Source organism: Pseudolysinimonas sp., from assembly GCF_051954455.1.
Taxonomy (GTDB): Bacteria; Actinomycetota; Actinomycetes; order Actinomycetales; family Microbacteriaceae; genus Pseudolysinimonas.
Genome location: NZ_JBQCHS010000020.1, coordinates 97665 through 119380 on the forward strand (window position 1 = coordinate 97665; position 21716 = coordinate 119380).

Annotated in this window: 17 protein-coding genes; 6 read left to right on the plus strand and 11 right to left on the minus strand. The window is 70.3% G+C overall.

Annotation, left to right across the window (positions count from 1 at the left end; genetic code table 11):
* The first annotated feature begins 82 nt into the window (after positions 1 to 82).
* Genes tkt through pgl form a run of 6 tightly spaced genes read left to right on the plus strand, consistent with a single transcriptional unit; the run spans position 83 to position 8239 of the window.
* Complete coding sequence (tkt, locus tag ACTHM3_RS09660; protein ID WP_440405880.1) at positions 83 to 2182, plus strand: transketolase; 2100 nt, start codon at positions 83 to 85, stop codon at positions 2180 to 2182.
* A 41-nt stretch (positions 2183 to 2223) separates the two neighbouring features.
* Complete coding sequence (tal, locus tag ACTHM3_RS09665) at positions 2224 to 3333, plus strand: transaldolase (protein ID WP_440405881.1); 1110 nt, start codon at positions 2224 to 2226, stop codon at positions 3331 to 3333.
* On the plus strand, positions 3330 to 4943 hold the full coding sequence (locus ACTHM3_RS09670; protein WP_440405882.1) for a glucose-6-phosphate isomerase: 1614 nt from the start codon (positions 3330 to 3332) through the stop codon (positions 4941 to 4943). Before tal ends, ACTHM3_RS09670 begins: the two co-directional genes overlap by 4 nt.
* Positions 4943 to 6484 (plus strand): glucose-6-phosphate dehydrogenase, encoded by a 1542-nt coding sequence (gene zwf, locus ACTHM3_RS09675; RefSeq protein WP_440405883.1) that lies wholly within the window; start codon positions 4943 to 4945, stop codon positions 6482 to 6484. The genes ACTHM3_RS09670 and zwf overlap by 1 nt, the downstream gene beginning before the upstream one ends.
* Positions 6481 to 7431 (plus strand): glucose-6-phosphate dehydrogenase assembly protein OpcA, encoded by a 951-nt coding sequence (locus ACTHM3_RS09680; protein ID WP_440405884.1) that lies wholly within the window; start codon positions 6481 to 6483, stop codon positions 7429 to 7431. The genes zwf and ACTHM3_RS09680 overlap by 4 nt, the downstream gene beginning before the upstream one ends.
* Positions 7432 to 7435: 4 nt before the next feature.
* A complete protein-coding gene (pgl, locus tag ACTHM3_RS09685; RefSeq protein ID WP_440405885.1) occupies positions 7436 to 8239 on the plus strand; it encodes a 6-phosphogluconolactonase in 804 nt (267 codons plus the stop codon).
* On the opposite strand, the gene ACTHM3_RS09690 is transcribed toward pgl, so the two are convergent.
* The 11 genes from ACTHM3_RS09690 to uvrB all read right to left on the minus strand — a co-directional run bounded on the left by ACTHM3_RS09690 (position 8203) and on the right by uvrB (position 21679).
* Positions 8203 to 8619 (minus strand): RNA polymerase-binding protein RbpA, encoded by a 417-nt coding sequence (locus ACTHM3_RS09690; RefSeq protein WP_440405886.1) that lies wholly within the window; start codon positions 8617 to 8619, stop codon positions 8203 to 8205. The two genes, pgl and ACTHM3_RS09690, sit on opposite strands and share 37 nt — an antisense overlap.
* A complete protein-coding gene (gene secG / locus ACTHM3_RS09695; RefSeq protein WP_440405887.1) occupies positions 8619 to 8867 on the minus strand; it encodes a preprotein translocase subunit SecG in 249 nt (82 codons plus the stop codon). Before secG ends, ACTHM3_RS09690 begins: the two co-directional genes overlap by 1 nt.
* A gap of 51 nt (positions 8868 to 8918) precedes the next feature.
* Positions 8919 to 9704, minus strand: a complete 786-nt coding sequence (gene tpiA, locus ACTHM3_RS09700) for a triose-phosphate isomerase (protein WP_440405888.1) — start codon at positions 9702 to 9704, stop codon at positions 8919 to 8921.
* On the minus strand, positions 9701 to 10924 hold the full coding sequence (locus ACTHM3_RS09705) for a phosphoglycerate kinase (protein WP_440405889.1): 1224 nt from the start codon (positions 10922 to 10924) through the stop codon (positions 9701 to 9703). Before ACTHM3_RS09705 ends, tpiA begins: the two co-directional genes overlap by 4 nt.
* 4 nt (positions 10925 to 10928) lie before the next feature.
* Complete coding sequence (gap, locus tag ACTHM3_RS09710; RefSeq protein WP_440405890.1) at positions 10929 to 11936, minus strand: type I glyceraldehyde-3-phosphate dehydrogenase; 1008 nt, start codon at positions 11934 to 11936, stop codon at positions 10929 to 10931.
* A gap of 115 nt (positions 11937 to 12051) precedes the next feature.
* Positions 12052 to 12681: a superoxide dismutase gene (locus ACTHM3_RS09715; RefSeq protein WP_440405891.1), complete on the minus strand. Its 630-nt coding sequence runs from the start codon at positions 12679 to 12681 to the stop codon at positions 12052 to 12054.
* Positions 12682 to 12729: 48 nt separating this feature from the next.
* Entirely contained in the window at positions 12730 to 13704 is a 975-nt protein-coding gene (gene whiA, locus ACTHM3_RS09720; RefSeq protein ID WP_440405892.1) for a DNA-binding protein WhiA, read from the minus strand.
* Positions 13705 to 13728: 24 nt separating this feature from the next.
* Positions 13729 to 14598: an RNase adapter RapZ gene (gene rapZ, locus ACTHM3_RS09725; RefSeq protein WP_440405893.1), complete on the minus strand. Its 870-nt coding sequence runs from the start codon at positions 14596 to 14598 to the stop codon at positions 13729 to 13731.
* 4 nt (positions 14599 to 14602) lie between these two features.
* Positions 14603 to 16609 carry an excinuclease ABC subunit UvrC gene (gene uvrC / locus ACTHM3_RS09730; RefSeq protein ID WP_440405930.1) on the minus strand — a complete coding sequence of 669 codons (2007 nt, stop codon included), beginning with the start codon at positions 16607 to 16609 and terminating at the stop codon, positions 14603 to 14605.
* A 14-nt stretch (positions 16610 to 16623) separates the two neighbouring features.
* Entirely contained in the window at positions 16624 to 19560 is a 2937-nt protein-coding gene (gene uvrA, locus ACTHM3_RS09735) for an excinuclease ABC subunit UvrA (RefSeq protein ID WP_440405894.1), read from the minus strand.
* A gap of 37 nt (positions 19561 to 19597) precedes the next feature.
* Positions 19598 to 21679: an excinuclease ABC subunit UvrB gene (gene uvrB / locus ACTHM3_RS09740; RefSeq protein WP_440405895.1), complete on the minus strand. Its 2082-nt coding sequence runs from the start codon at positions 21677 to 21679 to the stop codon at positions 19598 to 19600.
* Positions 21680 to 21716: the final 37 nt, after the last annotated feature.

Here is a 21716-nt window from a genome sequence, read left to right on the forward strand (position 1 = left end):
CCTCCGTACTCCCGTGGGAGTCCCCTGGGCCTCTCGGCCCGCGGTCGGCGGCCACCCGGCTCGCTCACTAGGATCAGGGAACGTGACCAACCTCAACTGGGAACCGATCGATCAGAGGGCGGTCGACACCGCTCGTGTGCTGGCTGCCGACGCGGTGGAGAAGGTGGGCAACGGGCATCCCGGCACCGCCATCAGCCTCGCGCCGCTCGCCTATCTGCTGTTCCAGAAGGTGATGAAGCGGGATCCGCGGGATCTCACCTGGCACGGCCGCGACCGTTTCATCCTCTCGGCGGGCCACAGCTCGCTGACCCAGTACATCCAGCTCTACCTCGAGGGATCCGGCCTCGAGCTGAAGGACCTCGAGGCGCTGCGCACCTGGGGCTCCCTGACCCCGGGCCACCCGGAGGTCTTCCACACCCCGGGCGTCGAGATCACCACCGGCCCGCTCGGCCAGGGTCTCGCCTCGTCCGTCGGGTTCGCCTACGCCGCGCGCTTCGAGCGCGGCCTGTTCGATCCGGACACGGCCCAGGGCGAGAGCCCGTTCGACCACCACGTCTACGTCATCGCCTCCGACGGCGACATCGAGGAGGGCGTGACCAGCGAGGCGGGCTCGCTCGCCGGCACGCAGCAGCTCGGCAACCTCGTCGTGTTCTACGACAGCAACCAGATCTCGATCGAGGACGACACCAACATCGCCCTGAGCGAGGACACGGCGGCCCGCTACGAGGCGTACGGCTGGCACGTGCAGACGGTCGACTTCAACACCAAGGCCGGCTACGTCGAGAACGTGCAGCAGCTCTGGGACGCGATCCAGACCGCGAAGGCGAACACCACGCAGCCGTCGCTCATCGTCCTCAAGACGATCATCGGCTGGCCGTCGCCGACCAAGCAGAACACCGGCAAGATCCACGGTTCGGCGATGGGCGCCGACGAGGTGGCGGGCCTCAAGAAGGCTCTCGGATTCGATCCCGAGAAGAGCTTCGAGGTCGCGGACGACGTGCTCGCCCACACCCGCGGAGCGAGCGACCGGATCCAGGAGTACAAGGCCGGCTGGCAGCACTCGTTCGACGCGTGGGCCGCCGCGAACCCGGAGCGCAAGCAGCTGCTCGACCGGCTGGAGGCCGGCGAGCACCCCGAGGGCATCGCCGAGGTGCTGCCGGTCTTCGAGGCCGGCAAGGACGTCTCGACCCGTGCCGCCTCCGGCAAGGTGATCAACGCGATCGCGCCGATCATGCCGGAGCTGTGGGGCGGATCCGCCGACCTCGCCGAGTCGAACAACTCGACCATCGAGGGCGCCGACTCGTTCCTGCCGCCCGAGCGCAGCACCACGATGTGGAACGGCAGCCCCTACGGCCGCGTCCTCCATTTCGGCATCCGCGAGCACGCGATGGGCGCGATCCTGAGCGGCATCCAGCTGCACGGCAACACCCGCCCGTTCGGCGCGACGTTCTTCACGTTCAGCGACTACATGCGGCCGGCCGTGCGCCTCGCCTCGCTCATGCAGATCCCCACGATCTACGTCTGGACCCACGACTCCATCGCCCTCGGCGAGGACGGACCGACCCACCAGCCCATCGAGCACCTCACGGCGATGCGCGCGATCCCGAACCTCGAGATCGTCCGCCCGGCCGACGCGAACGAGGTCGCCTGGGCCTGGAAGACCATCCTCGAGCGCCGCAAGAACCCGGCGGGCCTCGTGCTCAGCCGCCAGAACCTCCCGGTGTTCGAGCGCGGAGACGGCGACGCCTCGGGCGACACGTTCGCGGCCGCGTCGAACGTCGCCCGGGGCGCGTACATCCTGGCCGAGGCGAAGGCGGAGACGCCGGACGTGATCTTCCTGGCTACGGGATCCGAGGTCCAGATCGCGATCGCCGCGCGCGAGCAGCTCGAGGCGGAGGGAGTCCACGCCCGCGTCGTCTCGGTGCCGAGCCAGGAGTGGTTCGCCGAGCAGGACGAGGCCTACCGCGAGTCGGTGCTGCCGAAGGCGGTCCGCGCGCGTGTCTCGGTGGAGGCCGGTCTGAAGCTCACGTGGGCGCCGTTCCTCGGCGACGCCGGGCGCAGCATCTCGATCGAGCACTACGGCGCCTCGGCCGACTACAAGACGCTGTACAAGGAGTTCGGCCTCACCGCCGAGGCGGCCGTCGCTGCCGCCAAGGACTCCATCGCCGCGGCGTCCGCCTGACATCCATCACCCTGTCGCCACCCCAGCAGGAAGCAGGAATCATGACCAACAGCAACACGGCCGCGCTCTCGGAGCTCGGCGTCAGCATCTGGCTCGACGACCTCTCGCGCGAGCGCATCGCCTCGGGCGGGCTGCAGAAGCTCATCGACGACCTCAACGTGGTCGGCGTGACGACGAACCCGACGATCTTCGCGTCGGCGCTCGCCAAGGGCAACGCGTACGACGAGAAGGTCGCCGAGCTCGCGGAGGCCGGCACCTCGATCACCGACGCGGTCTTCGAGATCACCACCGGTGACGTCCGCGACGCGTGCGACATCTTCCGCCCCGTCTACGACGCGACGAACGGCCGGGACGGCCGCGTGTCGATCGAGGTGGAGCCGGGCCTCGCGCACGACGCAGCCGGCACGATCGACGAGGCCAAGCGCCTCTGGGATTCGGTGGACCGGCCGAACGCGATGATCAAGATCCCGGCGACGGTCGAGGGCCTCGAGGCCATCACCGCCGCGATCGCCGCCGGCATCAGCGTCAACGTGACCCTCATCTTCAGCATCGAGCGCCACAAGGCCGTCATCGACGCGTACCTCACGGGGCTGGAGAAGGCGAAGGAGGCGGGCATCGACCTCTCGACCATCCGCTCCGTCGCCTCCTTCTTCGTCTCGCGCGTCGACACCGAGACCGACAAGCGCCTCGACGCGATCGGCACCGACGAGGCGAAGGCCCTCCGCAGCAAGCTGGGCGTCGCCAACGCGCAGCTCGCCTACAAGCTGTACGAGGAGCAGTTCGCCACCGACCGGGCGAAGGCCCTCCTCGACGCCGGCGCCCACCGCCAGCGTCCGCTGTGGGCGTCGACGGGTGTGAAGGACCCGAACCTCCCCGACACGCTCTACGTGACGCAGCTCGCGGTGGCGGACGTCGTCAACACGATGCCGGAGAAGACCCTCGACGCGGTCGCCGACCACGGCGACCTGCACGGCGACGCCGTGACCGGCTCCTACGCCGCCGCGCAGCAGGTCTTCGACGACGTCAAGGCCGTCGGCATCGACTACGACGACGTCACCGCCGTCCTCGAGAAGGAGGGCGTCGAGAAGTTCAACGTCTCCTGGGGCGAGCTGCTCGACACCGTGACCGCCGCCCTCGAGGCCGCGAAGTGAGCGTCACGGTCGTCCCCACCGGGGCCGCCAAGGACGCCGTCGACCGGCACGTGCCGCAGCTCGTCGCGGACGGCGTCGCCGGCGGGATCACCGCCCTCGACCCGACGCTCTGGGGCTCGGACGCCGAGGGCGAGGCATCGATCCGCCTCGGCTGGACCGAGGCCGTCGCGATCTCGCGCCCGATGGTCGACGAGATCGTCGCGCTCCGCGAGGAGCTGCACGGCAAGGGCGTGAGGCACATCGTGCTCGGCGGGATGGGCGGCTCGTCGCTCGCCCCGGAGGTCATCACCCGCACCTACGGCGTCGAGCTGACGGTGCTCGACTCGACCGATCCGCAGCAGGTGAAGGACGCGCTGGACGATCGGCTGACCGAGACCGCCGTGGTGATCTCGTCGAAGTCCGGGACCACCCTCGAGACCGACAGCCAGAAGCGCGTCTACGAGGCGGCGTTCCGCGCCGCGGGCATCGACCCGGCGGAGCGCATCGTCGTCGTGACCGACCCGGGCTCGCCGCTCGATCAGTCCGCCCGCGCCGACGGGTACCGCGTCTTCAACGCCGATCCCAACGTCGGCGGCCGCTACTCGGCCCTCACGGCCTTCGGCCTGGTGCCGTCGGGCCTCGCGGGCGCCGACATCGCCGAGCTGCTCGGCGAGGCGGAGGCGGTCCTCCTCGAGCTCGTGCAGGATCAGCCCAGCAACCCCGGCCTGATCCTCGGCGCGGCGATCGGCGGCACGCAGCCGCTCCGCGACAAGCTCGGGATCGTCGCGGACGGCACCCACATCGTCGGCTTCGCCGACTGGGCCGAGCAGCTGATCGCCGAGTCCACGGGCAAGGAGGGCAAGGGCCTCCTCCCCGTCGTCCTGGACACCCGCTCCCCCGAGCTCTCGGAGGGTCTCGCCGACCTCCAGGTCGTCCGCCTGGTCAAGGACGCGGCGGCGACCCGCGAGGTCGCCGAGGGCGAGATCGAGATCTCCGGCACGCTCGGCGGTCAGATGATGGTCTGGGAGTACGCCGTGGCGGTCGCCGGGCGGCTCCTCGGGATCAACCCGTTCGACCAGCCGGACGTCGAGTCCGCCAAGAAGGCGGCGCGCGGCCTGCTCGACGCGCAGCCCGAGCCGACCGCGCCGGTCTTCACGGAGGGCGACGTCGAGGTCCGGACCGCCGGCGGGCTGTCGGTCGACGGTCTGACGATCGCCTCGGCGCTCGACGCCCTGGTGGCCGCGCTCCCCGCCGACGGCTACATCGCGATCCAGGCATACCTCGACCGGGTCGACCACCCGGAGTTCGCGGAGCTCCGTGACCTGCTGGCCGCGAAGGCGAAGCGGCCGGTCACCTTCGGCTGGGGTCCGCGGTTCCTCCACTCGACCGGGCAGTATCACAAGGGCGGCCCCGCGGTCGGCGTGTTCCTCCAGTTCACGCACGTCGCGTCGGCGACCGAGGACCTCGCGATCCCGGAGCGCCCCTTCACGTTCGGCCAGCTGATCAGCGCGCAGGCCGCCGGCGACGCCTCGGTGCTCGCGGAGCACGGCCGACCGGTCCTGACGCTCACGCTCGGCGACGTGGCGGCCGGCTTCGGCGCGGTGAAGGCCGCCCTCGGCGGGACGGCCTGATGGCCGCCGAGATCGGACCGGGCCACAATCCGCTCCGCTCCCCCCTCGACCGCCGGCTGAGCCGGATCGCGGGGCCGAGCGGCGTCGTGATCTTCGGCGTGACGGGCGACCTGTCGCGCAAGAAGCTCATGCCGGCGATCTACGACCTCGCCAACCGGGGTCTGCTGCCGCCCGGCTTCGCCCTCGTCGGCTTCGCCCGGCGCGACTGGGAGGACCAGGACTTCGAGAAGGTCGTCTACGACGCCGTCAAGGCGAACGCGCGCACGCCGTTCGACGACGACGTGTGGAACCAGCTCAAGGAGGGCATCCGCTTCGTCCAGGGCGAGTTCGACGACGACGCGGCGTTCGACCGCCTCAAGGAGACCCTGCACGACCTCGACGAGAAGCGCGGGACGATGGGCAACCATGCGTTCTACCTGTCGATCCCGCCGAAGTCCTTCCCCCAGGTCACCGAGCAGCTGAAGCGCTCCGGCCTCGCGGACCCGAAGGACGGCGAGTGGCGGCGCGTCGTCATCGAGAAGCCGTTCGGCTCCGATCTGCAGACCGCGCGCGAGCTCAACGAGGTCGTCGAGTCGGTCTTCCCGGCGGACGCGGTCTTCCGCATCGACCATTACCTGGGCAAGGAGACGGTCCAGAACATCCTGGCGCTGCGCTTCGCCAACCAGCTGTTCGAGCCGATCTGGAACGCCAACTACGTCGACCACGTGCAGATCACGATGGCCGAGGACATCGGCGTCGGCGGCCGGGCCGGGTACTACGACGGCATCGGCGCGGCGCGCGACGTCATCCAGAACCACCTGCTGCAGCTCTTCGCGCTGACGGCGATGGAGGAGCCGGTCTCCTTCGAGGCCGCGGACCTCCGCGCCGAGAAGGAGAAGGTGCTCTCCGCGGTCCACCTCGACGCCGATCTCTCGAAGGCGACGGCGCGCGGGCAGTACTCCTCCGGGTGGCAGGGCGGCGAGCAGGTCACCGGCTTCCTCGAGGAGGAGGGGATGAACCCCGAGTCCGTCACCGAGACCTACGCCGCCATCAAGCTCAACGTCGACACCCGCCGCTGGGCGGGGGTGCCGTTCTACCTCCGGGCCGGCAAACGGCTCGGCCGTCGCGTCACCGAGATCGCCGTCGTCTTCAAGCGAGCGCCGCAGTACCTGTTCGCCGAGGCGCAGACCTCGGCCCTCGGGCAGAACGCGCTCGTCATCCGCGTCCAGCCGGACGAGGGCGTGACCATCCGCTTCGGCTCGAAGGTGCCGGGCGCCGGCATGCAGGTGCGCGACGTCACGATGGACTTCGGCTACGGCCACGCCTTCACCGAGGCGAGCCCGGAGGCGTACGAACGCCTGATCCTCGACGTGCTGCTCGGCGACCCGCCGCTCTTCCCGCGCCACCAGGAGGTGGAGCTCAGCTGGAAGATCCTCGACCCGATCGAGGAGTACTGGGCGCAGCTCGGCGGCCCGCTCGAGCAGTACAAGCCCGGGACCTGGGGTCCCGAATCCGCCGACGAGCTGCTGGCTCGCGATGGCCGCGTCTGGAGGCGCCCGTGATCGTCGACCTGCCCGACACGACGACGAGCGCCGTCTCCAAGGCGCTCGTCCACATCCGCGAGGAGGGCGGCGCCGTCGCTCTCGGCCGCGTGCTGACGCTCGTGATCGTCACGCCGCTCGGCGAGGAGGAGGAGGCCATCGAAGCCGCCAACGACGCCTCCCGCGAGCACCCGATGCGCGTCATCGTGCTCTCCCGCGGCTCGGATCGCGACGAGACGTCGCGCATCGACGGCCAGATCCGTGTGGGCGGCGACGCCGGCGCGAGCGAGGTCATCCTGCTCCGAGCGTATGGCCCGGTGGGCGACGACGAGGAGGGACTCGTCACGAGCCTGCTGCTCCCCGACGCGCCCGTGGTCGTCTGGTGGCCGGTCGAGCCTCCCGAGCATCCCGCGGAGTCCCCGCTCGGCCGGATCGCGCAGCTGCGCATCACGGACGCCGCCACCGCCCGCAACCCGGTCAAGGCGCTGCAGGCGCTCGGCGAGAACTACCGCCCCGGCGACACCGATTTCGCGTGGACCCGTCTGACGCTCTGGCGCGCGCAGCTCGCCGCGGTGCTCGACCAGCCGCCGTACGAGCCGGTCACCTCCGTGATCGTGTCGGGCGCGAGCGACTCGCCCTCGACCGAGCTCCTCTGCGCGTGGCTGCAGCTCGAGCTCGAGGTCGACGCCCGTCTCGAGATCGCGAGCTCGGCCTCCCACGGCTCGAGCGGCATCCACGGCGTCCAGCTCGTGCGCGAGTCGGGCACGATCAGCCTCGAGCGTTTGGTGCCCAACGTCGCCACCCTCGTCCAGCCCGGTCAGCCCGACCACGACATCGCGCTCCCCCGCCGCAGTCTCCGCGACTGCCTCGCGGAGGAGTTGCGCCGGCTCGACCCGGACGACCTCTTCGGCGAGGTCGTCCAGCAGGGGGTGCCGAAGCTGCCGGCCCCTGCCAAGAAGGGGAAGTAGATCCGTGTCCAATGAACGCCGCGTGCTCGTCCATCCCGACAAGCAGGCGCTGGCCGGCGCCGTCGCCGCCCGGTTCCTCACCAAGATCGTCGACGTCCTGGAGGAGCGCGGCCACGCCGATGTCTGCCTGACCGGCGGGACCATGGGGTCGGCGGTGCTGCAGGCGATCGCCGACTCCCCCGCCCGCGGCTCGGTCGACTGGAGCCGGATCACCTTCTGGTGGGGCGACGAGCGCTACCTGCCGGTCGGCGACCCGGAGCGCAACGACACCCAGTCGAAGGCGGCGCTGCTCGACGCGCTGGACCTCGACCCGGCCCAGGTGAAGAGCCTGCCGGCACCCGGCGAGCAGGCCGACATCCAGGCCGCGGCCGACGCGTACGCGGCCGAGCTGCTCGCCGCTGCGCCCGAGGGCGCGCGCGCCCCGCGCTTCGACATCACCTTCCTCGGCGTCGGTGAGGACGGGCACATCGCCTCGCTCTTCCCCGACCACGCCGGGATCCGCGACACGGAGCACGTCGTCGTCGCGGAGACCGACTCGCCGAAGCCGCCCTCGGAGCGGCTCAGCCTCACGCTCCCGATCATCAACGCGTCGGACCGGTGCTGGATGGTGCTCGCCGGGCCGGACAAGGCCGGGGCGCTCGGTCTCGCCCTCGCGGGCGCGAGCGTCAGCTCGGTGCCGGTCGCGGGCATCGAGGGGCGCAAGCGCACGGTGTTCTTCGTCGATCAGGAGGCCGCGGCCGAGGTGCCGGCGAACCTCATCGCCCCCAGCTACTACTGGACCGCCGAGGACGACTCCCCCGCGGAGTGACCGGCCGTCGCCTGCTTCGAGGGCGCCGCGGTCCCGCGACGCTGGCGCAGCTGCTGCAGCGCCTCGTCGAGCAGCTGGGCGGCCTCCTCGTCGGAGCGGCGCTCCTTCACGTAGGCGAGGTGCGTCTTGTAGGGCTCCGTCTTCGCGAGCAGCGGCGGGTTGTCCTTGTCGCGCCCGGCCGGCAGACCCGAGCTCGGGCTGTCGATGACGTCCGGGATCTCCTCCGCCGGGAGGTTCGCCGCGAAGTAGCGGACGGTCTCGTTGCCGAGCGCGTCCCAGTACGAGACCTGCACGCGATCCGCGTGGTATCCGCGATCCTGCTCGCCCATGGGGCCGGAGCCCACCCGCGATCCCCGGATCGCGCTGCCGCCGGACGCCATCAGCTGTTCGCGAACTTGATCGTGAGCCCGAGCACGATGATGCAGGTGACCCAGACGAGCCCCAGCACCACGGTGATCCGGTTCAGGTTGCGTTCCGCGACGCCGGAGGCGCCGAGGTTGGACGTGACGCCGCCTCCGAACATGTCCGAGAGACCGCCTCCGCGACCCTTGTGGAGGAGGATCAGCAGCGTCAGGAGCAGGCTCGTGATGCCGAGGATGACCTCGACGATCACTTGGAGGATTGCCACATCGGGCCCTTCGAGTCGGGACGCCCCTCACAGGGGCTCAGGAGATTGTACTCAGATGCCGACGTGCTTCTGGTACTGCGCGATGCTCGCGAACTCCTCCAGGAGGAGGCTCGCACCGCCGACCAGGGCGCCGTCGATGTCCGCCTCGCGCATGAACGAGGCGATGTTGGCGGCCTTCACCGAGCCGCCGTAGAGGATGCGGGTCGCGGCCCCCGCGTCCTCGCCGAGCACCTCGGCGACGACGGCGCGGAGCGCCGCGCATACCTGCTGGGCCTGGGCGGGTGTCGCCGCCTGACCCGAACCGATCGCCCAGACCGGCTCGTACGCGACAACGACCTCGGATCCGCGGGTGACAGGGGCCAGCGCCTCGCGCAGCTGCGCGACCGGGATCGCGCTCGCGCCGTGGGTCTCGAGATCCTCGGCCGTCTCGCCGACGCACACGACGGGGATCAGCTGGTGACGGAAGGCCGCGGCCACCTTCGTCGCCACGGTCTCGTCCGTCTCGTGGTGGTACTGCCGTCGCTCGGAGTGACCGATGATGACGTACCGGCAGTCGAGGGCGTGCAGGAACGCGCCCGAGATCTCGCCCGTGTAGGCGCCGCTGTCGAACGCCGAGAGATCCTGACCGCCGTAGGCGATCGGCAGCTCGTCCGAGTTGACGAGCGTCTGCACGGAGCGCAGATCGGTGAACGGCGGGAACACCGCGACCTCGACCGCGCCCTTGTCGTGCTTGGCGTCGCGCAGGGTCCAGGCGAGCTTCTGGACGAAGGCGATCGACTGCAGGTGGTCGAGGTTCATCTTCCAGTTGCCCGCGATCAGCGGACGGCGCCCGGTCATGCCTGCTCCCATCCGAGTGCTTCGAGCCCCGGCAGCGCCTTGCCCTCGAGGAACTCGAGGCTCGCGCCGCCGCCCGTCGAGATGTGGCCGAACCGGTCGTCGGAGAACCCGAGCTGTCGGACGGCGGCCGCGGAGTCGCCACCGCCGACGACGCTCAGGCCGTCGACCTCGGTGAGCGCCTGGGCCACGGCGCGGGTGCCCGCGGCGAACGGCTCGAGCTCGAAGACGCCCATCGGGCCGTTCCAGAACACCGTCGCCGAGCCGCGGACGAGGTCCGCGAACCGGGCGGCCGTGTCGGGGCCGATGTCGAGACCGATCCCGTCGGCGCCCGCAGGCGTCGCCTCGATCGCGTCGATCGGGGCGACCTGGTGCGCCGCGTCGGCGCCGAAGCGATCCGCGACCACGACGTCGGTCGGCAGCACGAGGTCCACGCCCCGCTCCTCCGCCTGACGGAGGTAGCCGCGGGCGGCGTCGAGCCCGTCCTGGTCGAGCAGGCTCTTCCCGATCGCGTGCCCCTGGGCCTTGAGGAAGGTGAAGAGCATGCCGCCGCCGATGAGCAGGCGGTCGACCCGCGGCAGCAGTGCGTCGATGACGCCGAGCTTGTCGCTGACCTTCGAGCCGCCGAGCACGACGGTGTACGGGCGCTGGGGCTCCCCCGTCGTCAGGCGCTCGAGCACCTCGAGCTCCGCCTGCACGAGCCGGCCGGCGGCGCTCGGGAGCAGCTTCGGGAGCTCCCACACGCTCGCGTGCTTGCGGTGCGCGGCGCCGAAGCCGTCCTCCACGACCGCATCGCCGAAGCGCGCCAGCCGGGTCGCGAACTCCTCGCGCTCGGAGGCGTCCTTCGAGGTCTCGCGCCCGTGGAAGCGCAGGTTCTCGAGGACGACGACCTGGCCGTCCTCGAGCGCATCCACGGCGCGTTCTGCGTCGTGCCCGACCGTGTCCGCCGCGAACGCGACCGGCGCGTCGAGGAGCTCGCCGAGCCGCGTTGCGACGGGCGCGAGGCTGAACTCCGGCTTCTCCTCGCCGCCCGGCCGGCCGAGGTGCGAGATCACGATGACCCGTGCCCCGGCCGCCGTCAGCTCGCGGAGGGTGCCGAGCGACGCCCGGATGCGTCCGTCGTCCGTGATGGTGCCGCCGTCAAGCGGCACGTTCAGGTCGCAGCGGACGATGACCTTCTTGCCGGACAGCTCGCCCAGCGACTCGAGGGTGCGCAGCGCCATCCGCTTAGAGGCGGGCCGCGACGTACTCGGTGAAGTCGACGAGGCGGTTCGAGTAGCCCCACTCGTTGTCGTACCAGGCGTAGAGCTTCACCTGGTCGCCGATGATCTTGGTCAGCGGCGCGTCGTAGATCGACGAGTGCGGGTCGGTGACGATGTCGCTCGAGACGATCGGGTCCTCCGAGTAGCGCAGGATTCCCTTGAGCGGGCCCTCGGCTGCGGCCTTGTACGCCGCGTTGACCTCGTCGATGGTGACGACGCGCGACGAGGTGACCGTGAGGTCGGTGATCGATCCGGTCGGCACCGGCACGCGCAGCGAGTAGCCGTCGAGCTTGCCGTTGAGCTCCGGGAGCACGCGGCCGATGGCCTTCGCGGCGCCGGTCGAGGTCGGGACGATGTTGATCGCGGCGGCGCGGGCGCGGCGCAGGTCGCCGTGGGGTCCGTCCTGCAGGTTCTGGTCGGCAGTGTAGGCGTGGACCGTCGTCATGAGGCCGCGCTCGATGCCGAAGGCGTCGTTGAAGACCTTGGCGAGCGGGGCGAGGGAGTTCGTGGTGCACGACGCGTTCGACAGGACGTGCATCGTGGCCGGGTCGTAGGTGCCCTCGTTGACGCCCATGACGAACGTGCCGTCGTCGCCCGTCGCGGGGGCGGAGACGATGACCTTCTTGGCGCCGCCGCCGTCGATGTGCTTGCGGGCGTCCTCGGCCTTGGTGAACCGGCCGGTCGACTCGATGACGATGTCGACGCCGTGGTCGGCCCACTTCAAGGCGGCGGGGTCGCGCTCCTCGAACACCGTGATCGGCTTGCCGTCGACGACGATGCTGTCGCCCTCGACCGAGACCTCGGCGGGGAGGCGACCGGTGATCGAGTCGTACTTCAACAGGTTGGCGAGAGCGTTGTTGTCGGTGAGGTCGTTGACCGCGACGATCTCGACGTCGGCGCCCTTGGCGAGGGCGGCGCGGAAGTAGTTGCGACCGATGCGGCCGAAGCCGTTGATGCCGATCTTGACGGGCACGGGAGTGTCTCCTTGCCGGACGCGCGTCCGCGCGCCGCTCGTAGGGGTGTGGTGGTGGCGTTGGACGGCGGCGGCCGGGCCGGATCACGAGGTCCGGGCCCGGCCGCGTCGCCGATTACGACAGTAGCAGCAGGCCTTCGGTCTTCTCCCGCGCGGTGGTGAAGCGCTGCGCGGCGTTCTCCCAGTTGGCGATGTTCCAGAACGCCTTCACGTAGTCGGCCTTGACGTTGAGGTAGTCGAGGTAGAAGGCGTGCTCCCACATGTCGAGCTGGAGGACCGGGATGGTCGCCTGCGCGGTGTTCGCCTGCTGGTCGAACAGCTGCTGGATGATGAGGCGCTTGCCCACCGGGTCCCACGACAGCACGGCCCAGCCGGAGCCCTGGATGCCGGTCGCCGCGGCGGTGAAGTGCGCCTGGAACTTGTCGAACCCGCCGAAGAACTCGTCGATCGCGCTCGCGAGCTCGTTCCCCTCGGGGCGGCCCTGGCCGTCGCCGGTCAGGTTGGTCCAGAAGATCGAGTGGTTGACGTGACCGCCGAGGTTGAACGCGAGGTCCTTCTCGAGCTTGTTGACGTTGGCGAGGTCGCCGCTGTCACGCGCCTCCGCGAGCTTCTCGAGGGCGGTGTTGGCGCCCGCGACGTAGGTCGCGTGGTGCTTGTCGTGGTGCAGCTCCATGATCTTGCCGCTGATGTGCGGCTCGAGGGCTGCGTAGTCGTACGGGAGATCGGGCAGCGTGTATTCGGCCATGACTCGAATCTAGTGATCCGAGCCCCCTCCGCGCCGGGGTCGGAGGGGCTACTCCAAGCCTTCGGGAAGGTTCGCGTCGGTGCCCGGGATCCCGCGGTCGGAGGCCGACTTGTCGGCCATGGCGAGGAGGCGGCGGATGCGCCCCGCGACCGCGTCCTTCGTCATCGGCGGGTCGGCGTGGTGCCCCAGCTCGTCGAGGCTCGCGTCGCGGTGGGCGAGGCGGAGCTCCCCCGCGTACCGCAGGTGATCGGGGACCTCGTCGCCGAGGATCTCGAGCGCGCGCTCGACGCGGGCGCAGGCGGCGACGGCCGCCTGGGCGCTGCGGCGGAGGTTCGCGTCGTCGAAGTTGACGAGCCGGTTCGCGGTCGCCCGGACCTCGCGGCGCTGGCGCATCTCCTCCCACGACGCGACGGTGCGGTCGGCGCCCATGAGCCGGAGCATCGCCGCGATCGACTCCCCGTCGCGGATCACGACGCGGTGCACGCCGCGCACCTCGCGCGCCTTGGCGACGATGTGGAGGCGGCCGGCCGCGCCGACGAGCGCCATCGCGGACTCGTTGCCGGGGGCGCTCACCTCGAGCGCGGCGGAGCGGCCCGGATCGGTGAGGGAGCCGTGGGCGAGGAAGGCCCCGCGCCAGACGGCGGCGAGTTCCTCCCGCGACCCGGTGGTCAGGCGGTTGGGAAGGCCGCGCACGGGGCGGCGGCGGGCGTCGAGGAGCCCCGTCTGGCGGGCGAGGGTCTCGCCGCCGTCGAGGACGCGCACGAGGTAGGTGCTCGCGCGCCGCAGGTTGCCGCCGGAGATCACCGACACCTCGCTGCGGACGCCGTACAGCTCGGCGAGGTCCTTGCGCACCCGGCGGGCGATCTGCGGCGAGTCGAGCTCCGACTCCACCGCGATCCGGCCCGAGATGATGTGCAGGCCGCCCGAGAACCGCAGGATCGCGGCCAGCTCGGCCGCTCGGACCGAGGTGCGCCCGGCCTCGACGGCCGCCAACTCCTCCTTGACGTCGGCGGTCAATGCCACGCGCTCCGCCCTTCCGGCCGTCGTCTACTCGCGGCCCAGATCTCGATGCTTGACGCTCACGGTCAGATCCGGCAGGGCGCGCAACCGGCGCCCCAGCTCCTCCGCGATGGCCACCGAGCGGTGCTTCCCGCCCGTGCATCCGATAGCGATCGTAGCGTGCCGCTTGTTCTCGCGACGGTACCCGGCCAGCACGGGGGTCAGCGCCCGGACGTACGCGTCGATGAACTCGGTCGCCCCCTCCTGCTCCAGGACGTAGCGCTCCACGCTCGGATCGAGGCCGTCGAGGGGCCGCAGCTCGGGCACCCAGAACGGGTTCGGGAGGAACCGGCAGTCGGCCACGAGATCGGCGTCGGAGGGCAGGCCGTACTTGAATCCGAAGCTCTGCACGGCGATGCGCGTGGTCTGGTCGGCGGACTCGGAGAACTGCTCCGTGATGAGCGCCGCGAGCTGGTGGATGTTGAGGTCGCTCGTGTCGATGACGATGTCGCTCTGGCTGCGCAGCTCCGCCATCCGCGCCCGCTCGGCCGTGATGCCGTCCAGCAGGGTGCCGTGGCCCTGCAGCGGATGCGGGCGCCGGACCTGCTCGAACCGCCGCACGAGCGCCTGATCGGTGGCCTCCAGGAACACGAGGCGCACCTCGGATGCGGTGCCTCGCAGCGACTCGAGCGCCGACTCGGTGTCGGCGAAGAGCTTGCCCCCGCGTACGTCGACGATCGCCGCGACCCGCGGGATGCTGTCGCCGGTGTGCTCGGCCAGCTCGACGAGCGGCCGCAGCATCTGCGGCGGAAGGTTGTCGACCACGAACCAGCCGAGGTCCTCGAGAGCGTCGGCGGCGGTCGATCGTCCCGCCCCGGACATGCCCGTCACGACGAGGATCTGCCGGTCCGACGTCATGGTCCTATTCTGCCGGTGCGGAGGCGCCCTCGCCGAGCCGCACGACGATCGACTCGGCCAGCACCGGCCCGATGCCCTTGACGGCGGCGATCTCGTCCCGGCTCGCGGCGCGGAGCCGCTTCACCGAGCCGAAGTGCTTGAGGAGCGTCTTCACGCGGGCCGGCCCGAGACCCGGCACCTCGGCGAGCTGGGATCCGATGTCGTTCCGACGCTTCTGCCGCTGGAAGGTGATGGCGAAGCGGTGCGCCTCGTCGCGGATCCGCTGGATCATGAACAGCGCCTCGCTGTTGCGCGGCAGGATCACCGGGAAGTCCTGCCCGGGCAGCCAGATCTCCTCGAGCCGCTTGGCGATCCCGGCGACCGGGATGTCGTGGATGCCGAGTTCGCGCATGGTGCGCGCCGCGGCCTCCACCTGCGGCTGACCGCCGTCGACGAGGATGAGCCCCGGGCGGTAGGCGAAGCGGCGCTTGCGACGCTGGGCGACCGTTCCCTCCTCCGCCGCGAGGGGCGCGTCATCGTCGTCGTCGCCGGCGGGCACGTCCTCCTCGACCCCCGCGACGTCCTCGTCGTCGAGGTGGGCGAGGCGGCGGCTCAGCACCTGGTGCAGCGACTCGAGGTCGTCGGCGTAGCCCGGGATCGCGAACTTGCGGTAAGCGCTCTTCTTGGGCAGGCCGTCCTCGAAGACCACCATCGAGGCGACGATGTTGGTACCGCCGAGGTGCGAGACGTCGTAGCACTCCATCCGGAGCGGCGCCTCGGGCAGCCCGAGCGCGGTCTGGATGTCGTTGAGCGCCTCGGTGCGGGCGACGTAGTCGGCCGAGCGACGGTTCTTGTAGAGGATGAGCGCCTGGCGCGCGTTCATGGTCGCGTTCTCCATCACGCGCGCCTTGTCGCCGCGTTGCGCGGTGCGGATGGTGACCGCTCCCCCGCGCGGCCGCATCCCGGCCAGCCAGGTCTCGAGCGCGGTCGCGTCGGCCGGGACGGCGGGGACGATGATCTCGCGCGGCGGGGTGTCCGTCTCGTATGCCGTCTCGAGCATCTGCTCGACGAGCTCGCCGGTCGTGAGATCCAGCTCCTTGTCGACGACCCAGCTCCGCACACCGCGGATGCGGCCGCCGCGGACGACGAACTGCTGGATCGCGGCGGCGAGCTCGTCCTCCTCGACGCCGAAGACGTCGGCCTCGGCGGTCTCCGGCAGCACGACGGCCGACTTCTCGAGCACGTTCTCGAGCGCCTGGATCCGGTCGCGGATCCGCGCGGCCTCCTCGTACTCCATCGCCGCGGAGGCGTTCTGCATCGCCCGGCGCAGGTGCGTGATGACGCTCGTGTCGTGGCTCGCCATGAACGCGACGAACTGGTCGACGACGGCGCGGTGCTCCTCGACCGTCACGGTGTAGGAGCACGGACCGAAGCAGCGGCCGATCTGGCCCGGGAAGCAGGGACGACCGGTCTGCATCGCGCGCTGGTAGCTGGAGTCCGAGCACGTCCGGATCGGGAACGCCTTGATCATCAGGTCGATGGTCTCGCGCACGGCCCAGATCTTCGGGTACGGGCCGAAGTACCGCGCACCCGGGATCCGATGGTTGCGGGTGACCATGACCCGGGGCGCCTCGTCCGCGAGCGTGACCGCCATGTAGGGATAGCTCTTGTCGTCGCGGAACTTGACGTTGAACGGCGGATCGAACTCCTTGATCCAGGTGTATTCGAGCTGCAGGGCCTCGACGTCGCTCCCGACGACCGTCCACTCGACGCCCGTTGCGGTCATCACCATGCGGCGGGTGCGCTGGTGCAGGTTGCCGAGGGGCTGGAAGTAGTTCGACAGGCGTGACCGGAGGTTGATCGCCTTGCCGACGTAGAGCACGCGCCCGCCCGCACCGCGGAACCGGTAGACGCCGGGGCTGGTCGGGATCTCGGAGGGCTTCGGGCGCCAGTCGCGGGTGGCGCGGCGAGCGAGGTCCGCCGGGGAGCGGCTCGACTCGCCGTCGAGGGCGACGCGCCCCGGCCCGGACATGCCGAGGGACGCCATCAGCCGGCCTTCCGGCGCCGCTGCGGGGCCGAGATCACCCGGCCCGCGCCCACGGCCTCCGCATCGAGCAGCTCCTTGAGGAACACGCCCGTGTGGCTGCCCTTCGTGACCGCGATCTCCTCCGGCGTGCCGGTGGCGATCACCTGCCCCCCGCCGGACCCGCCCTCGGGGCCCATGTCGATGATCCAGTCGGCGCTCTTGATCACGTCGAGGTTGTGCTCGATGACGATGACCGTGTTGCCCTTCTCGACGAGCCCGTTCAGCACGAGGAGGAGCTTCCGCACATCCTCGAAGTGGAGCCCGGTCGTCGGCTCGTCGAGCACGTACACGCTGCGGCCGTTGGAGCGCTTCTGCAGCTCGGTCGCGAGCTTGACGCGCTGCGCCTCGCCGCCGGAGAGCGTGGTCGCGCTCTGCCCGAGCCGGACGTAGCCGAGGCCGACGTCGACGAGGGTGCGCAGGTAGCGGTGGATCGCGCTGATCGGCTCGAAGAACTCCGCCGCCTCGCTGATCGGCATGTCGAGCACCTCGGCGATGTTCTTCCCCTTGTAGTGCACCTGGAGCGTGTCGCGGTTGTAGCGCGCGCCGTTGCAGGTCTCGCACACGACGTAGACGTCGGGCAGGAAGTTCATCTCGATCTTGATCGTGCCGTCGCCCTGGCAGGTCTCGCAGCGACCGCCCTTGACGTTGAAGCTGAACCGCCCCGGCTGGTACCCGCGCGCCTTCGCCTCGATGGTCTCGGCGAACAGGGTGCGGATGCGGTCGAAGACGCCCGTGTACGTCGCCGGGTTGGACCGCGGGGTGCGGCCGATCGGCGCCTGGTCGACGTGCACGACCTTGTCGAGGTTCTCGAGCCCCGTCACCCGGCGATGCCGCCCCGGCACCTGGCGCGCGTTGTTGAGGGTGTTCGCGAGCACCTTGTAGAGGATGTCGTTGACGAGGCTCGACTTGCCCGACCCCGACACGCCGGTGACGGCGGTGAACGTGCCGAGCGGGAACTCGACCGTCACGTCGCGCAGGTTGTTCGCCTTCGCGCCCTCGACGGTGATGAGCCGCTTCCGGTCGACGGGCCGCCGGCTGGTCGGCATCTCGATCGCGCGCCGTCCGGCGAGGTAGTCGCCGGTCACCGATTCGCGGTTGTCGAGCAGCGACGGGTAGTCGCCGGAGTGGACGACGAGACCGCCGTGCTCGCCGGCCCCCGGTCCGATGTCGACGATCCAGTCGGCGGTGCGGATGGTGTCCTCGTCGTGCTCGACGACGATGAGCGTGTTGCCGAGGTTCTTGAGCTTGACGAGGGTGTCGATCAGGCGGCGGTTGTCGCGCTGGTGCAGGCCGATCGACGGCTCGTCGAGCACGTAGAGCACGCCCGTGAGGCCGGAGCCGATCTGGGTCGCCAGCCGGATGCGCTGCGCCTCGCCGCCCGACAGCGTCGCCGCGGCGCGCGCCATCGTGAGGTAGCCGAGGCCGACCTCCAGCAGGAACTCCAGGCGGAGGCGGATCTCGCGCAGCACCGCCGCAGCGATCTTCGCCTCGCGTGCGGTCAGCTCGAGCTTCTCCATGAACGCGTACGACTCGAGGAGGCTGAGTTCCGCCACCGCCGAGATGCTGACGCCCGCGACGTGCACCGCCAGCACCTCGGGCTTCAGCCGCGCGCCGTGACAGACCGGGCAGGGGATCTCGCGCAGGTACTCGCCGTAGCGGGCCTGCGAGTAGTCGCTCTCCGCCTCGAGGTACTTGCGCTCGATGTAGGGCATGACGCCCTCGAAGCCCGTGGAGTACTTCATCGTGCGGCCGAAGCGGTTGCGCCACTGGACCTGCACCTCGAAGTCGTTGCCCTCGAGGATCGCGGTCCGCACCTGGTCGGACAGGTCCTGCCAAGGGGTGTCGAGATCGAAGTCGAGATCGCGGGCGAGCCCCTCGAGCAGCCGGCTGAAGTAGCTGTACACGCCCTTGCCGCCCTGGTTCCAGGGCAGGATGACGCCCTCGTTCAGCGTCAGGGTCGGGTCGCCGATCAGAAGATCGGGGTCGACGGCCATCTTCGTGCCGAGGCCCGAGCACTCCGGGCAGGCGCCGAACGGCGCGTTGAACGAGAATGTGCGCGGCTCGATCTCGGTGAGCGCGATGGGGTGGCCGTTCGGGCAGCTGAGCTTCTCGCTGAAGGTGCGGATGCGCTCCTTCGACTCGGCCGGCTCATCGACGAAGTCGACGGCGAGGATGCCCTGCGTGAGGCCGAGGGCGGTCTCGACGGAGTCGGTCACCCGACCGAGCAGGTCGTCGGCGGCGACGAGACGGTCGACGACGACCGAGATGTCGTGCTTGTACTGCTTCTTGAGCTTCGGCGGATCGGACAGCTGCACCGTCTCGCCGTCCACGACCGCGCGCGAGTAGCCGCTCGCCGTCAGCTCCTTGAAGAGGTCGACGAACTCCCCCTTCTTCTGGCTGATGATCGGCGCGAGCACCTGGTAGCGGGTGCCGGTCGGCAGCTCCATGAGCTGATCGGCGATCTGCTGCACCGTCTGCCGCTGGATCGGCTCGCCGCAGATCGGGCAGTGCGGGATGCCGATGCGCGCCCAGAGGAGACGCATGTAGTCGTAGATCTCTGTGATCGTGCCGACCGTCGAACGCGGATTGCGGTTGGTCGACTTCTGATCGATCGACACCGCCGGGCTCAGTCCCTCGATGAAGTCGACGTCCGGCCGGTCGACCTGCCCGAGGAACTGCCGCGCGTACGCGGACAGCGACTCGACGTACCGGCGCTGCCCCTCCGCGAAGATGGTGTCGAACGCAAGGCTCGACTTGCCGGACCCCGACAGACCCGTGAACACGACCATCGAATCGCGCGGGATCTCGAGGTCGACGTCCTTGAGATTGTGCACCCGCGCGCCGCGGACGCTCAGCTTCTGCGGGCTGGGAACGGGTGAGATCGACACTCCCCCCATCCTACGAAGACCACCGACATTCGGCTGGCGGGCGGGGTCAGCGCGCGTGCCCGACGGCCTCCATCGAGCGCAGCTCCTTCTTGAGGTCCTGCAGCTCGTCGCGGATGCGGGCCGCGAGCTCGAACTTCAGCTCGCCGGCCGCCTGCAGCATCTGGCCGTTGAGGTCGGCGATCATCGCCTCCAGCTCGTTGGCGCCGCCCGCGCCGATGCCCTCGCGGCGGAGGTTCGGCGTCGGCGAGCGGCGCTTCGCGCCGTCCGGCGTCGAGCGCCCGGCGAGCAGTGCCGCGGTGTCGGCCTCCTCGCGCGCGAGGACCGCGGTGATGTCGGAGATGCGCTTACGCAGCGGCTGCGGGTCGATCCCGTGCTCGAGGTTGTAGGCGATCTGCTTCTCGCGCCGGCGGTTCGTCTCGTCGAGCGCGCTGCGCATCGAGTCGGTGATCTGATCGGCGTACATGTGCACCTGGCCGTTGACGTTGCGCGCCGCGCGGCCGATCGTCTGGATGAGCGACGTGCCGGAGCGGAGGAACCCCTCCTTGTCGGCGTCGAGGATCGCGACGAGCGAGACCTCGGGCAGATCGAGACCCTCGCGCAGCAGGTTGATGCCGACGAGGACGTCGTAGACGCCGGCGCGCAGCTCCGTCAGCAGATCGACGCGGCGGAGCGTGTCGACATCGGAGTGCAGGTACCGCACGCGGACCCCGTGCTCGCCGAGGAACGCGGTCAGCTCCTCCGCCATCTTCTTCGTGAGCGTCGTCACGAGCACGCGCTCGTCGCGCTCGGCGCGCAGCCGGATCTCCTCCAGCAGGTCGTCGATCTGCCCCTTGCTCGGCTTCACGACGATCTCCGGGTCGATGAGTCCGGTCGGGCGGATGATCTGCTCCACGGCTCCGTCGGCCATGCCGAGCTCGTACCGCCCCGGCGTCGCCGACAGGTAGACCTTCTGCCCGACCCGCTCGAGGAACTCCTCCCAGCGCAGCGGCCGGTTGTCGAGCGCGCTCGGGAGGCGGAAGCCGTGGTCGACGAGCGTGCGCTTGCGCGACGCGTCGCCCTCGTACATCGCGCCGATCTGCGGCACGGTGACGTGCGACTCGTCGATGACGACGAGGAAGTCGTCCGGGAAGTAGTCGAGCAGCGTGTTCGGCGGCTCACCGGGGTTGCGACCGTCGATGTGCCGGGAGTAGTTCTCGATGCCGGAGCAGAAGCCGATCTGCTCCATCATCTCGAGGTCGAAGGTCGTGCGCATGCGCAGCCGCTGCGCCTCGAGGAGCTTGCCCTGGCGCTCGAACTCGGCCAGCCGCTCCGCCAGCTCCTCTTTGATCGTGCCGATCGCGCGGTGCATCGACTCCGGGCTGGCCGCGTAGTGGGTGGCCGGGAACACCGAGACGGCGTCGAGCTTCGCCACCACGTCGCCGGTGAGCGGATGCAGCGAGTACAGCGCCTCGATCTCGTCGCCGAACATCTCGATCCGGACGGCGAGCTCCTCGTAGACCGGGATGATCTCGATCGTGTCGCCGCGCACGCGGAACTTGCCGCGGGAGAAGTCGACGTCGTTGCGCTCGTACTGCATGCCGATGAAGCGACGCACGAGCCGGTCGCGCGAGATGTGCTCCCCCACCTGCAGCGCGGTCATGGCGCCCAGGTACTCCTCCGCGGCGCCGAGACCGTAGATGCAGGAGACCGTGGAGACGACCACGACGTCGCGCCGGCTGAGCAGTGAGTTGGTCGTGGAGTGCCGCAGCCGCTCGACCTCGGCGTTGATGGACGAGTCCTTCTCGATGAAGGTGTCCGTCTGCGGCACGTAGGCCTCGGGCTGGTAGTAGTCGTAGTAGCTCACGAAGTACTCGACCGCGTTGTTCGGCATGAGCTCGCGGAACTCGTTGGCCAGTTGTGCGGCGAGCGTCTTGTTGTGCGCGAGCACGAGGGTCGGGCGCTGCACCTGCTCGATGAGCCAGGCCGTCGTCGCCGACTTGCCGGTGCCGGTCGCGCCGAGGAGGACGATGTCGGTCTCGCCGGCCTGCACACGATGGGCCAGCTCCTGGATCGCCTGCGGTTGGTCGCCCGAGGGTTGGTACTCGCTGATCACCTCGAACGGGCGCACGGAGCGGGTGGGCTGGACCATGGTCTCCAGGCTAGGCGCGACCTCCGACGTCCGCTGG

Bases quoted from the DNA above. Each gene is read 5' to 3' on its own strand.
- zwf (WP_440405883.1), top strand. From the start codon at position 4,943: ATGGCCGCCGAGATCGGACCGGGCCACAATCCGCTCCGCTCCCCCCTC.
- ACTHM3_RS09715 (WP_440405891.1), bottom strand. From the start codon at position 12,681: ATGGCCGAATACACGCTGCCCGATCTCCCGTACGACTACGCAGCCCTC.
- uvrA (WP_440405894.1), bottom strand. From the start codon at position 19,560: ATGGGGGGAGTGTCGATCTCACCCGTTCCCAGCCCGCAGAAGCTGAGC.
- ACTHM3_RS09690 (WP_440405886.1), bottom strand. From the start codon at position 8,619: ATGGCGTCCGGCGGCAGCGCGATCCGGGGATCGCGGGTGGGCTCCGGC.
- ACTHM3_RS09705 (WP_440405889.1), bottom strand. From the start codon at position 10,924: ATGGCGCTGCGCACCCTCGAGTCGCTGGGCGAGCTGTCCGGCAAGAAG.
- uvrB (WP_440405895.1), bottom strand. From the start codon at position 21,679: ATGGTCCAGCCCACCCGCTCCGTGCGCCCGTTCGAGGTGATCAGCGAG.
- rapZ (WP_440405893.1), bottom strand. From the start codon at position 14,598: ATGACGTCGGACCGGCAGATCCTCGTCGTGACGGGCATGTCCGGGGCG.
- uvrC (WP_440405930.1), bottom strand. From the start codon at position 16,609: ATGTCCGGGCCGGGGCGCGTCGCCCTCGACGGCGAGTCGAGCCGCTCC.
- tal (WP_440405881.1), top strand. From the start codon at position 2,224: ATGACCAACAGCAACACGGCCGCGCTCTCGGAGCTCGGCGTCAGCATC.
- tpiA (WP_440405888.1), bottom strand. From the start codon at position 9,704: ATGACCGGGCGCCGTCCGCTGATCGCGGGCAACTGGAAGATGAACCTC.